Here is a 16,582-nt window from a genome sequence, read left to right on the forward strand (position 1 = left end):
CCACTCGGCGCGCTCGCGCCGTTCTCCCTCGTGAAAGCGGACCGTCATATCTCTGTCGCCGCTTGGAAGAGATGTTGTCACAGGTCTTGGCGGTATACAATACCAAATAGGGAAACTGGTTTTATATATGGCAGCAGGTGGTCTCGTTTTAGGATCGTTTCCTGGCGATTGTTGCTCAAACGCAACGCGCCGGATCGGTGGGACCAATCCGGCGCGATTACGTAAGCTGGAGATCAGCGCGACTCAGCGTGGAGCAATGAAGCCACCGATCTCCGCTATGGCCAGTTTCGGCTCCGGCACGGCGGTTTCGGTGAATCGCAGCCGCAGATATCGCACCGGCTTAACGTTCTCGAGCGGGATGCGTTGGGTGGATAGAGCATAGGCGATGTTGCTGAACTCGCCTGCGGCGGCGGCGGCCCAATCGATTCCATCTGCGCTGGTTTCCGCTTCGTAGCGCTTGGGCGGCGCAGCGTCGGTCATCACGTGGCGTGACGGAGTGAGGCTGAAGCCGGCGAGCGCAGTGGTGGTGCCGAGATCAATCGTCACTTCCACCGGTGCGCCAGCTTTGGGTGCAGGAGTCGTCCAGATGCTGCCGGGATCGCGATCAAGCAGCTTTTCGGCTCCGGGTGCGCCGGGCGATACGATCTTCCACGCACGGGTGTCGATTACGGTTGGGTCGGAGGAAACGATCGGCGCAACAGGCACCGGCGGTACCGCGTGGAACAGCGAGAATTCGCTGATTGCCGGACACACTGGCGCTTCCAGTATGCGAAGGCGCACCCGCCGGGGCGCGATCGGCTGGGGCAAGCGGATTACCCGTTGGGCCGAGATGCACTCCTTCTCGGCGATCTGCTGCCATTTCCCGTTGATTTCCGCGTCGACGGCAAAGCGCGTCACCCGCACGCCCAGCGGCAGATATTCGCGCAGGCGGATTACGTCAAAGCGCGTCCCCGGTTTCAGGTCCAGCGTCAGCGTGGGCGTGGTGGCACCGTCCGGCGTCGACCAATAGGTCTCACGATTGCCGTCTAGCACGCGCGCGGCCTCGAAACCTGGGCCGCGCACAGCGCTGGCCTGAGCGATGGCACCCTGGGCCAGATCGCGCGCAAAGGTTGCGCGGATCGCATCGCCATAGCTCTTCAGGATCTTCACGTCCTGGTCGGGAATGCGACCCCGCCGATCCGGCGGCAGGTTGAGGTTTAGATTGGTCCCACGACCAACGGATTCATCATACATCTGAATGAGTCGTTCAGGGCTCTTGACGCGCGAATCTTCGTCCGCATGGAAGAACCAGCCGGGGCGGATCGACACGTCGGTTTCTGCCGGCCACCATAGTGCGCCGCCGCGCACCCCCGAGTTGCCTTCGCGCTGAACATAGGGATGGTTAGGCATGGTGGGCCAGCAGGGGTCACCTGCCACGCCATCCTCATTGCCCACCCACCGGATGTCGGCACCCAGCGGATCGAAGGTGCAGGCATCGGGCTGCAGCTTGTGGACCAGCGCCACGATCGAGGGCCAGTTGTAATAGGCCGGTGCGTCGATCTTCCGCGTCTCGCGTGCGCCGCCATAATAGCCGTCGCCGCCATTGGCGCCGTCGAACCACACTTCGAAGAGCTTGCCATATTGGGTGCAGAGCTCAGTCAACTGGGCACGATAATAGGTGATGTAGCCAGGACGGCCATAGTCGGGATGGTTGCGGTCCCAAGGCGAAAGATAGACGCCGAACGGCAAACCGGCGCGCGCGCACGCATCGGACATTTCGCGGACGATATCGCCCTGGCCGTTCTTGTAAGGGCTGTTGCGGATGCAATGCTCGGTAAGCTTGGTTGGCCACAGGCAGAAGCCGTCATGATGCTTGCACACCAGGATCAGGCCTTTCAGCCCACCCGCCTTGGCAGCGGCAACGATTTGATCCGCGCTGAAGTCGGTAGGATTGAAGGTCTTGGGGCTTTCATCGCCATAGCCCCACTCCTTGTCGGTGAAGGTGTTCACCGAGAAATGAATGAAGGCATATTGCTCGCGCTGGTGCCACTTCCACTGTCGCGGGCTGGGGGTGGCGCCGAACGGCTTGGGTGCGGGCGTGCGGGTGGCAGCCGTGGTGGCCCGGGCAAGCGCCGGGGTGGCGAGTCCGGCGACGACGAGTGCACGTCGGGATAGATCGGTCATTTGCGTTCTCCGGCGAGAGGTTCGGGGATGAGCCAGGTCTCGGCGACCTGATGGCCACGGCCGCTGCCGCCCATGCCGGGGGGGCGCGTCCAGGCAAGATCGAGGGTGCCGCCGCGTGTTGCGGCATGTGGAATGGCCAATTCCACCGTCATCGGGTTGGTCGCACGATCCAGCGGCGGATGGAGTTCAATGCTGCCATTGGCGACAAGGCGCATCGGCAGCCAATAGTCCTCGCCTGCATAGGTGGCGACAAGACGGTAGCGCCGCTTGCGATCGAGCCCTGTATAGCGCAGCCGCAACGGTGCATCGTACAGGCTCTCGGCATAGCTGATCCAGGACATGCGCCATCCCTGGTTGGGGGTACGATCGGCAATGCCTTCGATCGCGCCTTGGAAGCGCAGCGGATCGGCTGCTGGGCTGCTGCCGCGCACCAGGTGCGGCGCGTTCCACGGATCGCCAAGATCGTCGTACAGCGCACCTTCGCGCGTGCGGGCATGATCGGCCAGCTGCGTGGGCGTGCGGGTGGCGAGTTGCCGCTCGATCCAGACGCGATCGTTCAGGTCGACATCGACGCGATCGAGATTGGCGCCGCGCTCGATATTGGATGCGCCGTACCGCTTTACGCTGAGCTGCAGCCTAGCACCCTGCCATAGCCGATCCGCCAGTGCGAACAGGCGGGCGCGCAGCGCCTGCACCGGCGCGGGATCGGGCTCTGCCAGCCGAGCGCGGGCTGTCGCGCCATCCACAGCGGACAGTGCGGCCGTCTCACGGGCACGTGCGGCGATCAGGCGGTGGCGAACGATTGCGTCATACACCGCGCGGTAGTGGAGCGCGTCCATGCGCCAATCCGCCCAGCTGGCAGGCTTAAGCCTGTCGATAAGCGCCAGCGTGGCATCGATGGTGGCGTTGGCCGCCGGATCGCCTTCCCAGTTGCGTTCGAGTGCCAAGATCGCCCGAGCCGCAGCCGGATCGCCGATAAAGGCTCGGCCATAGTCGGCGGCGAAGGCCGTGGGCGTCACCTGTGGGTCCCAGCCCAGACGGAACCAGTGAAACTGGTTCACATCGTCGTTTACCCCCTCGGAATAGGTGACGAAGCCGCTGCTGCCCGGATCGAGATGCCGGAACAGCGCCGCCATCGCTTGTGGGCGCGGGTTGATCGGCTCGCGGCCCTGGGTCAGCGCGAAGGCTGGGCTCCAGCGATCGACCGGCACCTGCGCGTGCATGGTGTGGGCGATATCCGGATAGAGCAGCAGCTGGTAGCCGTGGGGCAGGTGGCGGCGCTGGACGGCCACCGGGTCCCGTGTTTGGGGGCCGGCGAAAATGCCAGTCAGCCAGCCTGGGCGGCGGGCGAGTTGCGCATAAAAAGCATCCAGCCCCGCCGCGTCGAAGCCTTGGGTGGATATCCACACGCTTGCCGCCGGGTTGCGCGCCCGCAGTGCTGCCGCTTGCTCCGCAACCAGCGGAAACAGGTTGGCAGGTGCGGCATGGCCGGGGTCGCCGCCGGGAATGTAAAGCGCATCCACGATCGGCAGCTGGTTCAGCAGCGTGCGGAATCGCGCGACCTCCTCTGCACGCTCGGCGTGCGTCGCATAGTCGTGCAGGTTCGGATAATAGAGCGCGAAATCGATACCGAGCCGGTGCGCTATCTCGCCGATGCCGCGCAGGGTTTCCAGCGGGGGCGCAGGAAACAGCGGGCTGGTGGCGTCATCGTCCGAAATCGGCGCGATTACCTGCACGCCGCTGGCACCCCACAGCGCAAAATCCTCGATTCGGCGCCGGAACATCGCCAGGGTCCAGGCATCGTAGCTGTTATTTTTGGCGCGATAGCCGATCTGCGTGAGCCGCACCTGCCGGGCGGGGGCGCTCTGATAGCGCTGGGGCCGTGCGCCGGTGCGCAGATACCATCCAGCGCCATAGACCAGCCCGCGCGTGCCCCGCGCAGTGATGACCAGCGTGTCGCCGATCCGGCGGACCGCAAAGCCCTCGCGGGGCAGCGCCCGTGGCGCCGCCTTGCGCCACATCGCGCGCCTGTTTGCAGGTAGGGCGGCCTCCACCGACGGTAGCGGCGCGAGCAGCACCTGCGCACAGGGGGCCTGCTGCTCGGCCAGCCGCGTGCGCAGCAGATCGGCCGCCACCTTGCCGCCAGTACCGGCGGCGACGCAGGGCGCCGTCGTCAGAAGCGCAGCGGCGAGTAGCATCAGCCTGGCGTGCGGCCGTTCGACGGCGGTCGATCGGCAAGCGCGCGGCCGAAGGCAGGGTTGGGCTTATCCGACATGGTGAAACGCAGGGTGCCACCCTTCACCAGATCGGCGTGTGCGATCCAGCTCTTTCGCCATGGCTTGCCGTTCCAGTGAATGGCCGTGACATAGGGTGTGTCCGCCCGATTGCCCGGCGCCTCCACCACCAGCCGCTTGCCGGCGCCCACCTTCAGTTCGGCACGCTCGAACAGGGGCGAGCCGAAGACGTACACTGCCTCCACCGGATCGACTGGATAGAAGCCGAGCGACGAGAAGACGAACCAAGCGCTCATCTGGCCGCAATCGTCATTGCCGATGATGCCGTCTGGATCGTTCTTGTACATCTCCGTGCACAGCCGGCGAACCATTGCCTGCGTCTTCCACGGCGCGCCGGTATAGGCATAGAGATAGGGCGCGTGCTGGTCGGGTTCGTTGCCATGGGCATATTGCCCCACCAATCCCGAAATGTCGGGCGGGGCATTGGCGGGCAGCGTCGACGGCGCGGTGAACAGCGCGTCAAGCTTCGCCTCAAACTTCGCGTCGCCGCCCATGTGCTGGATCAATCCATAGACGTCATGCTGGTTGAGGAACGTCGCCTGCCAGCCATTGGCCTCGGTATAGTCGCGCCACCAGGGCTTGGGCATGTGGCCGAGCTGGATCGGATCATAGGGTGTCCACCAGCTGCCGTCGCTGAAGCGCGGGCGGGCGAACCCGATGCTGCCGTCGATCACATTGCGCCAATTGGCCGCGCGTTTTCGCAGTCGATCAGCGTCGGCCTTTTCGCCGATCGCTGCCGCGAGATGCGACGATGCCCAATCGTCATAGGCATATTCCTGGGTACGGCTGACGCTCTCAAACCATTTGTCCGCCGGAACATAGCCCATCCGGTCGTAGAGATCGCGACCCTTGCTGTTATCGAGATCCTTGGCAGTGAAATCGAAGCTGCGCCGTCGGATCGCCGGCCAGGCGGCGGCATAATCGGCCTTGATGCCCTTAGCCTGCGCCTCGGCGAGCGGCACGACGCCGTGCCAGCCGATCATCGTGCCAGTTTCTTTACCTTGCAGCGGCCAGACCAAGGGGCCGTAGGGTGACTGCGCGGTCTGGCGGATTATGTCATCGACAAGTGACTTGGTGCGATCCGCATCGATCAGGGTGAGCAGCGGGTGGAGTGCGCGATAGGTGTCCCACAGCGAGTAGGTACTGTAGGCTGCGCCGCCCTTCGGCACCGTGTGGATCTGCCCGTCCATGCCGAGATAGCGGCCGTCGACGTCTGAGAACAGCGTCGGAGCGAGCTGCGCATGGTAGAGCGAGGTGGCGAGGATGGTCCGCTGATCCTGCGTTCCGCCTTCGACGCGAACCGCGTCGAGCGCCGGTTGCCACCGGGCGGTGGCTTCGCGGCGAACAACATCGAAGTCCCAATGTCGCGCTTCGGTGACAAGGTTCTTGCGGGCGCCGGCGACATCAACGCCGGAAATGCCGCAACGCACGAGAATTGGCGCATTTCCCGCGTCCGAATAATGCAGAACCGCCTTGAGTCTCTGCCCGGTGACCTTGCGGCTGCCAGCGGGCTGTTCGGCGTCGTCATCGGCATAGAGCGTGATCCGATCGGGCTGGCGCGACAGCTGAAGCGCGAAGAAGATCTTGCGGCCCTTGGCCCAGCGGAAGACGTGTCTCCGACCGGTGATCGTGCCATCCTGCTCGATTTCGATCACCGCATCGCGGATCAGCGGCGGGCTGTCCGAGTTGTCGAGGATCAAGTGCGAAAGGTCCAGCAGCACATGACCTGGGCCAGCGGGAAAGGTGTAACGATGCCAGCCGGTGCGTTCGGTGACGGTGAGTTCCGCCTTCACGCCGTTGTTCAGCGCGACATGGTAATAGCCTGGCTCCGCGCGCTCATCGGTATAGCGCTGACGATAGCCCGTTTCGGGCTTTTCGCGCGTGCCGGGCTGCAGAACAACCTGCCCCCGACCCGGTACGACCAGCAGATCGAGCATGTCGCCGATGCCGGTACCCGACAAATGGGTATGCGAGAAACCGAGGATCGAGCCGTCGCTGTGATAATAGCCCGAGCAGGTCTCCCAGCGCTCTACGCCGGTATCGGGGCTCAGCTGGACCATGCCGAAAGGCAAGCTGGCGCCCGGATAGGTGTGGCCGGTGCCGTCGGTACCGATGAAAAGATTGGGCGCGGTTCGGCGCGGCGACTGGCCGAAGGCAAGGCGCGGGGCAGCGGCCGAAGCGGCGAGGCCAATGGCGCTGGTGGCAAGCAGGCGGCGGCGGGAGAGCATTACAGCGTTTCCTGAAGAAGCTTGGGTTGCACGGATGCGAGGTGGACGATCAGTTCGCCGAACAGGCCGTTGGCCCAGGCAAACCAATCACGGGTGAATTTGGATGGATCGTCCTGGTCCATCGCTTCATGGATGAAGCCGGTGTTGGCGTCGCTATTGCTAAGCATTCGCAGGATATTGCGAACGGTTTGCACATCGTGATCTTGGTTGAAGCCGCGCATGATTAACGACATGGGCCAGACTTGGCCCAGACCGACATGCGGTCCGCCAATACCTTCGACAGCCTTCCCGCGCGACCAATAGGGGTTGGCCTCGCTCCACGCCGCGGCGGCGGTACGCTGCCACAAAGGGTCGGCGCGATCGAAGCAGCGCAGATATGCGAGGCTGGAAAGCGAAGGAACGTTGGCGTCGTCCATGAACAAGGTGTTGCCGAAGCCGTCGACCTCATACGCGATGACTTCGCGGCCATCGCGTAGGCGCATCGTGCCATAGTCGCGAAGCGCTGCGGCGACCTCGTCGGCCAGCGCGGTAGCGTCGCTTGCCAGTGCCGCGTCCTGCCGTGCCGCCATCGCCAGCACCGCCAGTTCGCGCAATGTGGCGACGGCAAAGTGATTGGCGGGGATCAGGAAAGGGTAGACGCAGGCATCGTCGGACGGGCGAAAGCCCGAATGGATCAGGCCCACTGAACGGGTGGGCGCGCCATAGCCATCGAGCATCAGCGTTTCGGTCGGGCGTTCGCTGCCGCGTTGGAATCGATAGGGGCCGGGGCCGGATTTCCGCTGCTGCTCGCGGAAAGTGCGAACGATCGTGCGGGCGGAGTCCGCCCATCGCGCATCGAACGGCGTGGTGTCGCCGGTGGCCCTCCAGTAATCGTGCGCCAGGCGGATCGGATAGCAGAGGCTGTCGATCTCCCATTTCCGCTCGGCGACCCCCGGCTTCATCTCCGTCCTGTCGTGGAGCGCCCAGCCGAGCTTGGTCCGGGCGCTTGGATCTTCAAGAAATGCGTTGGCGTAGGGATCGAGCAGGATACACCGCGCCTGCCGCGCAATCAGGCCATGATAAAGGCGGCGGAGATCGGCATCTTCCCTCGCCAGATGCAGATAAGGCCGCACCTGGGCTGAGCTGTCGCGCAGCCACAGCGCATCTATATCGCCCGTGATGACGAAAGCGTCTGGCTTTCCGTCGACCGTGCCCATCTTTACCGTGGTGTCGAGCGTATTGGGGTAACAGTTCACGAACATCCAGCGCAGCTTGGGATCGGCGATCTGCTTGGAGACGCGCAGGATCTCGCGTTCCACGGCTTTGCTGACGAAGCGGCGGTCAGCAGGCGCGGGGCGCTTGCTGACGAAGACGGGTGCGGGTCGGGTGAAAGCGGGGGTGGCGGCGAGCGCCAGGCCGGAGCCGATCAGGGTACGGCGGTCGATCATTTCGGAAGTTCCTGTGCTTCGCCGGTTAGAGTGAAGTCTGCCCACTGGCCGGGGCCGTCGCCGGGCTGACCGCCGCCGATCCACAAGCGATAGGCGCCCGGCAGCACCCGGCGGGTGCCGTCCCGGGCCACGCTGCTGATGCTGCGCGGATCGAGGGCGAACGAAAGGCTCGTTGACTTGCCCGACGCGAGCGCCACACGATGGAAGCCGGCGAGCTGGCGTTGCAGGACCGGGGTGGTGAACCCGCCCTGCTTACCGGCATCTGGCGTCACGACATAGATCTGCGTGACTTCCTCCCCCGCGCGGCTGCCTGCGTTGGTGAGCTTCGCGGTGACCTGCACAGGCTGGCCCATACCGGCGGCTTTCACCGCCACGTTGTCATAGGCAAAGCGCGTGTAGCTAAGGCCGTGGCCAAAGCTCCAGAGCGGCTTGCCGGTGAAGTAACGATAGGTACGCTCCTTCATGCCGTAATCCACAAACGCGGGCAGATCGTCGACCGAGGCGTAGAAGGTGAGTGGCAGGCGGCCGGAGGGGTTGTTCTTGCCGGCCAGCGTCTCCGCGAGCGCGGTGCCACCTTCCTCACCCGGATACCAGGCCTCGAGGATCGCATCGGCCAGCGTCGGGTCCACCGCGACCGCGCTGCCGCTGGTGAGCACGAGTACCAGCGGCTTGCCGGTCTTGCGGAGCGCCTTGAGCAGGTCGAGCTGCGGCCGGGGCAAGGCGATGTCCGTACGGTCGCCACCCACAAAGCCGGGGATGGATACGCTGAGCGCCTCGCCCTCGAGATCGGGCGACAGGCCGAGTACGGCAACGATCGTGTCGGCGTTCTTTGCGACGTCAAGCGCCTGCGCGAGCATCGGCTCGGCGGGCGGCTGCCACATCAGGCGGACGCCTCCGTCTTCGCTGCGGTGGTCGATCTCCATGCGGAACGGCACGGGCTTGCCGTCGCTGGCGACCTTCACCGCGACGCGTGCTTTGCCGAGCGGGCCGTCGTGGAGGAGCTTGCCGTCAACCCATAGCCGTACGGCGTCGTGCGTGTTGCAGTCCTTCCAGCAGGCGGGGATATCGATCGCCAGCTCATAGTCGCCAGCGCCCGGAGGCGTGAATTCACCGCTCCAGCGCACCGCGAAGCCGGTGGCGCTGAGGCCCGGCAGCGGTGCGGCGCGGGTGTAGTTGAAGTCGATGCGCCTGTCCCGTCGCGTGGCGACTGGGGTGCCGGTTACCGAGGGGGAAGCGAAATACTCAGCCTTCAGGCCCGGCTTGCCGTCGGCACGGAAAGCGGTTTCGGGCATGATCACTGCACCTGCTTCGGCCAGTTGCGAGCCCTGCGCATATACCACGTTATCGGCGCCGAACTCGCGGCGGATGCCGTCGAGCGGCGTCACCGGATCCTTCGCAGTGCCGTGATAATTTCCCTCTAGCACGCCGAGATCGTCGGCATTGGCGCCGATTACCGCGATGCGCCCGCCGGGATTGAGCGGTAGACGGTCGCCATCATTCTTGAGCAGCACGATCGCCTTGCGCGCGGCTTCCAGCGCCAGCGCACGGTGGGCTGGGGTGCCGCGTTCGCTGGGCTTGATCTTGCTCCAGGGATTGGCGCCGCCAAAGGCCATGCCGAGCGCGCGGCGCGCGTCCAGTGCACGCTTCAGTGCGCCATCGACCTCGGCTTCGCTCACCAGCCCACGCCTCACCGCCTGGGGCAGCGCCGCGTAAGTGGTGCCGCAGTTCAGATCCATACCGCCCTTGATCGCGGCGGCGGACGCTTCGGCCGCGTCGAGCCGGTAGTGGTGGAACAGGTGGATGTTCGCCACGGCATCACAGTCCGAGACGGTGAGACCCTTGAAGCCCCAATCCTTGCGCAGCCGATCGTTCATCAGCGCGCCCGATGCACAGGCGGGGGTGCCGTGGATCGAGTTATAGGCGCACATCAGCGACTGCGCCTTGCCCTCGATGATGGCGAGGCGGAAAGCGGGGGTGTAGGTCGATTCCAGATCTTGCGGGCTGGGATCGACGTCGAATCCGTCGCGGCCGGCTTCGGGGCCGCTATGCACCGCGAAATGCTTGGGCGTGGCGATTACCTTGGGGTGCATGGGATCAGGCCCTTGCAGACCCTGGATGAAGGCGACGCCGAGACGGCCGGTGAGGAACGGATCCTCGCCATAGGTTTCCTGGCCACGACCCCAGCGCGGATCGCGGAAGATGTTGATGTTGGGCGACCAGATGGTCAGCCCTTCATAAATCTTGCGATCGGCCGTCACGGGCAGCGCGTTGAACTTTGCGCGCGCTTCGGTGGCGACGGTGTCTCCCACCTTGTGGAGCAAGGCGACGTCCCACGTCGCGGCAAGCCCGATAGCCTGCGGGAATATGGTGGCAGTGCCGTTGCGGGCGAGGCCGTGCAGGCCCTCGTTCCACCAGTCATACGCAGGCAGGCCGACCTTAGGGTCGGCGGGCGCGGTGCTCTGGAGTTGGGCGGCCTTTTCCTCGATCGTCATCTGGGCGACGGCGGCGGCGACCGGATCGGGATCGCCGGCGAGCAGCAGCAGGGGGAGCAGAGGCATCAACGGGGTCCCAGGGTGCGAAGGGTGAGGGCGCGGGCGAGCGCGGCGGCGTTCGCCTCGGACGTGATGGTGAGGGTGCGGCTCTCGCCGGGCAGCAGATCGAAGCCGTTGTCGCTCGGTTGCGCGACGGTGGTACCGAAATCGAGCATCACCGCGCGGGCGAGCGCGCCAGCGGTGACGGTCACCTGCTTGTCCCGCCAGCGAACCGATAGGCGCGGGGCGGGATAGGCCATGTCCTTGGGCGCCAGTCGCTCGACGATCTGGCGCGAGACCTGCTTGCCGTCGATCCACAGCTCGGCAACCGCATAGCTCTGCGCAGGCGCCGCGTCGCTGAACAGCTCCGCATCGGCGATCTTGGCGAGTTCGAGCGAGCCGTTGGACAAGTCGAACTTCTCGGCTTTCGCAGCCAGCGGCTTACCGTCCATGGTGAAGCCGCGCACGCGCCATTCGGCCGCGATCAGGTTGGTCGCGTCGGACACGGCGGCAAGGCGGGTCGCGCCGTCCTTGTGCTCGGCGACGATCGCCTGGGGCGCGAACATGCGACGCGCCTCGTACTGGAGCAGCTTCCACTGGCCATCATAGTCGATGCTCGCCCAGCTGATCGCGGGCCACGCATCGTTGAGCTGCCAGTAGAGCGAGCCCATGGTGATCGGCGCGCAGGCGCGGTGGTGGCGCGCGGCCATGCCGATCGCCTGCATCTGGTTCACCTGGGTGAGATAGACGAGATCGGCGAAATCGGCGGGCTTGCGCAGGCGTTGGTCGAGATAGAGCTGGAGGCGGCTATTGCCTTCGCCGGCCAGGAACTTCTGGTGCGCCTTGAGGACCGGGCTGTCGATCGCCAGCGGACCGTTTCCGGCAAAGCCACGGATCGTCGACAGGTTCGGCATCGCCTGGAAGCCATATTCGGACATGAAGCGTGCACAGCCGTCGAGATAGCGCTCGACCGGCTTGGAGCCCGACCAGACGTCCCAGAAGTGGCGGTCGCCATTGGCGTCCGTATCCGTGGGGCCGGTATAATCGGTGGAGGGCGACCCGGGCCAATAGGTGCTGCCGGGTGCTTCCTTCAGCACGGCGTTCCGCAGGGTGCGATCGAACAGTACGGCCATGCCGGCGCCGATCCGCTCCTGCTCGTCCGCGCCGACATTCTTCTTGAACGCCTTGCGATCGGACCAGTTTTCCCAGCCGGACAGGATCTCGTTGCCACCGTTCCAGCCGACGATCGACGGGTGCGGCTGGAGCCGGGCGACCTGCTGCTCGGCTTCCTTGCGAACATTTTCGCGGAACGCGGCGTCTGGCGGGGTCACCGCGCCGCCGAACATGAAATCCTGCCACACCATCATGCCGAGTTCGTCAGCGGCGGCGTAAAACGCGTCGTCCAGATAATAGCCGCCGCCCCAGACGCGGATCATATTCATGTTAGCGTCGCGCGCATCGGCGACCATGCGGCGCATGCGTGCCTCGGTCACGGCGGTTGGGAACATGTCGAACGGGATCAAATTCGCGCCCTTGGCGAAAATGCGTAAGCCGTTGATGCGGAAGCCAAAGCCGCTGCCCTGTGTGTCCAGTTCCACGGTACGGAGGCCGATGCGCTGCGACACGCGGTCGCTGACGGCGCCGTCTTCCTCCAGCACCGCCTCTACCTTGTAGAGCGGCTGTGCGCCATAACCGGTGGGCCACCAAAGCTGGGGCTTGGGCACGGTGAGCGGAACGCTGACGTCGTTTTCGCCCATGCCGATCGCCAGCGTGCGACTGGCCTCAACCGTCTTGCCGTCTGGGCCGGTGACGCGGGTGCGGACGGTGACCGACTTCTCGATATCGGTGAGGATCTTCCAGCGCGCGACCAGCCGCGCTTCCGCCGGGATCAGCGCTTCCTGGTCGACGCGGAAGCCTTCGATGCGCGCATCGTCCCACGCTTCCAGCCGCACCGGCCGCCACAGCCCGATCTTGACGAGGCGCGGCGCCCAGTCCCAGCTGTAATCATATTTCGGCTTGCGGATATAGGGCGAGGTCTGCTTGCCCTTGGGCTCGTCGCCGAAGGCGGAATCATATTCGCCGGGAAGCGGGAATTTCTCCGCGAGCACCATCGGCTGCAGTGTCTTGATCGGCGAGGCGATGGTGACGATCAGTTCGTTCGCGCCGGCCTTCAGCGCCTGCTTGGCGTCGATGCGCCAGCGGCGATGGGCGTTGTCGGTCTCGATCAGCTTGCGGCCGTTGAGCGTCACGGTCGCGAAGGTGTCCAGCCCGTCGAACACCAGGTCGAGATGGTCGCGTGCCAGCATCGCCGGCGTGACGTTGAGCGTGCGGCGGAACTGCCAGCGGGTGAGGCCTGCCCATTGGATCGGCGCCTCGTTGATGCCCTTGTAGGGATCGGGCACGCGCTTCGCCGCGATCAGGTCCTGCTGGACGCTGCCGGGCACCTTGGCCGGGAACCAGACGGATTCCTTCGGATGCGCCCTGGCCGCTTCGGCGTCGCTGGGGTCGATGCGCACTTCCCAGGCGCCGTCGAGCGACAGCGACTGGCGCGGATCGGCCCAGGCCGGCGTGACGAGGGCAAGCAGTGGTAGCAGGGCGAGGGTGCGCGCCTTCACTTGGCCGCCTCCGTCAGCACCACCTTCTCGACGGTGTAGAACGGGTCACTGAGCGGCGACGTGAACTGGAAGCACAGGTCCTCGTCACCCGCCAGCTTGGGCAGGCTGCCGGTGAAGCGGAACTGCTGCGGCGCGCTGGCCGGATCGGGCAGGGGGAAGGTGGCGACGACGATCCGCTTCACCGCCGGATCCTTGGACGCGGCAATGCAGCGGGCGGTGACGATCAGCTCGCCATGGGTGCTGACATTGTAATGGGCGCGCACCTTGTTGAAATCATGCGCCAGGCCGTAGTTGCGCGGCGTGCGGGCGACATCGACGGTGAAACCGGTCGCCACGTCCAGCGGCGCGGCCGGATAGGCGGTGCAGGTATCGAACAGGTTGACGTTGAACACCGGCGCATTTTCCTGCGACTCGGCGGTCAGCGGCACGCGCAGGCCGAGCGCACCCCTGGGGCAGGCCACCATGTCCGAGCTGGTGCGGGTGAGCAGCGCCGTCCGGCTGGTATCGAAGCTGCGCGGGGTGGCGGTGACGATGCCGGCTGCGTCGAACGCCGCGGCGGTGATCGTCGTGCCGGGCTTGAGCGTCAACGGTGCCTTGTACACCGGCGACTTGGCGGTGGGCTGCTTGCCGTCGAGCGTGTAGCGGATCGTGCCGAAACCGGTCTGGGTGGCGAGCGCCACCTTGGCCTGGTTCGCCCGCAGCGCCTCGCCGCGCGTGCCCTGCAGCTTGTAGTCGATCGCGAACGCGCTGTCGGCGACTTCCATGCCCGAGCGGCGCCAGCGGGCCATCTGCGGCTGCACGCGGCTGACGAACGATGCGAAGTCGCGCTTGTCCTTGCCCGACCAGGTGATCTCGGCGATCGCCGCGGCGCGCGGGAACAGCATGTGCTGCACCTGGTACGGCGTGATCAGATATTCGCTCCACGCATTGCCCTGCGCGCCGAGCACATGGCTCGCCTTGGCCGCATCGATGCCGACGGGCATCGGCTCGTACTTGTAGACATCGGCCAGCGTCTGGATCGAGAGGCGGCCCGGCGGCTCGTCGCGACGATCGCTCTGCAGGCTGTCGAGATAGAGGGTGGGGGCGGGCGAGAGCACCACGTCATGCCCCGCATTGGCGGCTTCCACCGCGCCCTTCTCGCCGCGCCACGACATCACCGAGGCCGAGGGCGGCAGGCCGCCTTCGAGGATCTCGTCCCAGCCGATCAGGCGGCGGCCATGGCCCTCCAGATAGGCGCCGAACTGATCGATCATCCAGCTCTGCAGCCCGTTTTCGGTCTTGATGCCGAGCGCCTTCATCTGCGCCTGCACCTCCGGCGAGCGCTCCCACTGGTCCTTCACCGCCTCGTCCCCGCCGAGATGGACATAGGTGCCCGGGAACACCGCCATCAGCTCGTCGAGCACTTCCTTGACGAAGGCGATGCCCTTGGGGCCGGGGTTGAACAGATAGGGGTTCACGCCCCAGTCGTGCGACACCTCCGGCTTGTCGCCGAAGATGCCGAGTTCGGGATAGGCGGCGACCAGCGCCTGGGCGTGGCCCGGCAGGTCGATTTCCGGCACGATGGTCACGCCGCGCTCGGCAGCATAGGCGACCAGGCCTTTCAGCTGTTCCTGCGTGTAGAATCCGCCGACCTTCGGGCCCGGCGCGCCGCCGGTGCTCGGCGGGGTACGCCAGCCGCCCACTTCGGTAAGTTTCGGATAGCGCTTCACCTCGAAGCGCCATCCCTGGTCGTCGGTGAGGTGGAGGTGCAGCGTGTTGAGCTTCACCGAGGCCATCTGGTCGACCACGCCGTAGACGAATTCGATCGGCTGGAAGTGGCGGGCGACGTCGAGCATCAGCCCGCGCCAGCCGAAGCGGGGCGCGTCCTCGACGCTGAGCGCCGGCAGCTTCACCGCCTTGCCGAAGCCGTGGTCCGGGCTGAGCAGCTGCGCCAGCGTCATCGCGCCGTAGAGCAAACCGCGGTCGCCCGAGGCGGCGATGCGCACGCCCTTGGTGTCGATGATGAGGCGGTAGGCCTCATCGCCCTTGACGCCCGCGTCGCGTTCGAAACGGATCGCGCCACTGGTGCCCGTGGTGCCCAGCGTGAGGCCGCGCTCCACCTTCACATGCGCGGCGAGCAGGCGCGCGGCAGCGGTGGCGGCGTTGTCGCCCGCCGGCACGGCCAACGTGGCGCCGTTCGCGATCGTGAAGCTACCCTTGCCGAGCGTGACGCTCGCGGGCAAAGGAGTAAGCGGCGGCACCGTCTGGGCGAAAGCGGTCGAAGACAGCAGGATCGCCGCCCAGCCTGAATGCTTTGCCTGTTGCAGGAACGCGCGCATCGGAAACTCCCCTCGTTTCTCGGCCACCGATTGGGGCCAGGAAAGGGTGTAACCAATTTAGGTCCTATCGGACAATAGGCTTGCGCGGGCGGACATAGTTCTTTTCAATTATACGCTTGACCTAGTCGCTTCAGGCTGTTGGTATCATCGTACCAATGTATATCCCCGAGGTAACGTTTGCGCTCCGCGGGGAGCTTGCTCTAGGCGCTGCTTCGGTGGGCAGCGGCGTCGCGCAGGGGAGGATCAATGACGTTTTCCGATCAGATCGGCCGGTTTCGTGAAGGCAACCCGTCGCCGCTCTATCTGCAGCTGCAACAGCTGATCCGCGAGGCGATCAGCGGCAAGATCCTCGCCCAAGGCGACGCGATTCCGCCCGAGCGCGACCTGGCGGTAGAATATGACGTGTCTCGCATCACCGTGCGCAAGGCGATCGGCGGACTTGTGGAGGAAGGTCTGCTGACGCGTCGGCGTGGCGCGGGCACCTTCGTCGCCGAGCGCGTCGAGAAGAGCTTTTCCAAGCTTTCGTCCTTCTCCGAAGACATGGCCGCGCGCGGCCGGACGGCCAGCAGCAGCTGGATTGCCCGCTCGGCTGGCCAGGTGACGCCCGAAGAGGCGATGGCGCTGGGGCTCTCCCCGGGGGCAGGCGTGCTGCGATTCTCGCGCATCCGCTATGCCGATGGCGAGCCGATGGCGCTCGAATTCTCCACGATCGCCGGGTATTGCCTGCCCTCCGTAGAGGCGGTGGGAGATTCGCTCTACACCGCGCTCGAGGCCGCCGGTAACCGCCCGGTGCGCGCGTTGCAGCGACTGCGCGCCGTGCCGTTCCTGGGCGAACACGCCAAGATGCTGGGCGTCGATCCGGGCCATGCGGGCCTGCTGATCGAACGCCGCGCCTTCCTTCGCGACGGCCGCCCGGCCGAAGTGACCCGCTCCTATTATCGGGGCGATGCCTATGATTTCGTGGCGGAACTCAGCGACGTCTGATCGCACCGCACCTTACCGGATT

General features: G+C 65.6%; 8 protein-coding genes. 1 reads left to right on the forward strand and 7 read right to left on the reverse strand.

The window, feature by feature from the left end; translation table 11 throughout:
- Window positions 1-243 precede the first annotated feature (243 nt).
- From ACNFJ7_RS01685 to ACNFJ7_RS01715, 7 genes are read right to left on the reverse strand one after another with little or no spacing between them, the layout of a single operon-like run.
- Window positions 244-2,163 (reverse strand): alpha-L-fucosidase, encoded by a 1,920-nt coding sequence (locus tag ACNFJ7_RS01685; RefSeq protein WP_019369995.1) that lies wholly within the window; start codon window positions 2,161-2,163, stop codon window positions 244-246.
- Entirely contained in the window at window positions 2,160-4,361 is a 2,202-nt protein-coding gene (locus tag ACNFJ7_RS01690) for a hypothetical protein (protein ID WP_019369994.1), read from the reverse strand. Before ACNFJ7_RS01690 ends, ACNFJ7_RS01685 begins: the two co-directional genes overlap by 4 nt.
- Window positions 4,361-6,685 (reverse strand): GH92 family glycosyl hydrolase, encoded by a 2,325-nt coding sequence (locus tag ACNFJ7_RS01695; RefSeq protein ID WP_019369993.1) that lies wholly within the window; start codon window positions 6,683-6,685, stop codon window positions 4,361-4,363. The genes ACNFJ7_RS01690 and ACNFJ7_RS01695 overlap by 1 nt, the downstream gene beginning before the upstream one ends.
- Window positions 6,685-8,112: a glycoside hydrolase family 125 protein gene (locus ACNFJ7_RS01700; protein ID WP_019369992.1), complete on the reverse strand. Its 1,428-nt coding sequence runs from the start codon at window positions 8,110-8,112 to the stop codon at window positions 6,685-6,687. Before ACNFJ7_RS01700 ends, ACNFJ7_RS01695 begins: the two co-directional genes overlap by 1 nt.
- Window positions 8,109-10,670, reverse strand: coding sequence for a glycoside hydrolase family 3 C-terminal domain-containing protein (locus ACNFJ7_RS01705; protein ID WP_419724230.1), 2,562 nt, complete (start codon window positions 10,668-10,670; stop codon window positions 8,109-8,111). Before ACNFJ7_RS01705 ends, ACNFJ7_RS01700 begins: the two co-directional genes overlap by 4 nt.
- Window positions 10,670-13,258: a beta-mannosidase gene (locus tag ACNFJ7_RS01710; RefSeq protein ID WP_019371287.1), complete on the reverse strand. Its 2,589-nt coding sequence runs from the start codon at window positions 13,256-13,258 to the stop codon at window positions 10,670-10,672. The genes ACNFJ7_RS01705 and ACNFJ7_RS01710 overlap by 1 nt, the downstream gene beginning before the upstream one ends.
- On the reverse strand, window positions 13,255-15,576 hold the full coding sequence (locus tag ACNFJ7_RS01715; protein ID WP_019371286.1) for a beta-N-acetylhexosaminidase: 2,322 nt from the start codon (window positions 15,574-15,576) through the stop codon (window positions 13,255-13,257). The genes ACNFJ7_RS01710 and ACNFJ7_RS01715 overlap by 4 nt, the downstream gene beginning before the upstream one ends.
- A gap of 246 nt (window positions 15,577-15,822) precedes the next feature.
- Between ACNFJ7_RS01715 and ACNFJ7_RS01720 the strand changes: the two genes are divergently transcribed.
- The gene (locus ACNFJ7_RS01720) at window positions 15,823-16,560 is read left to right on the forward strand and encodes a GntR family transcriptional regulator (RefSeq protein ID WP_058805456.1); all 738 of its coding nucleotides are present in this window, start codon (window positions 15,823-15,825) and stop codon (window positions 16,558-16,560) included.
- Window positions 16,561-16,582: the final 22 nt, after the last annotated feature.

It is taken from the genome of Sphingomonas sp. HT-1 (assembly GCF_048568905.1).
In the GTDB taxonomy this organism is placed as follows: domain Bacteria; phylum Pseudomonadota; class Alphaproteobacteria; order Sphingomonadales; family Sphingomonadaceae; genus Sphingomonas.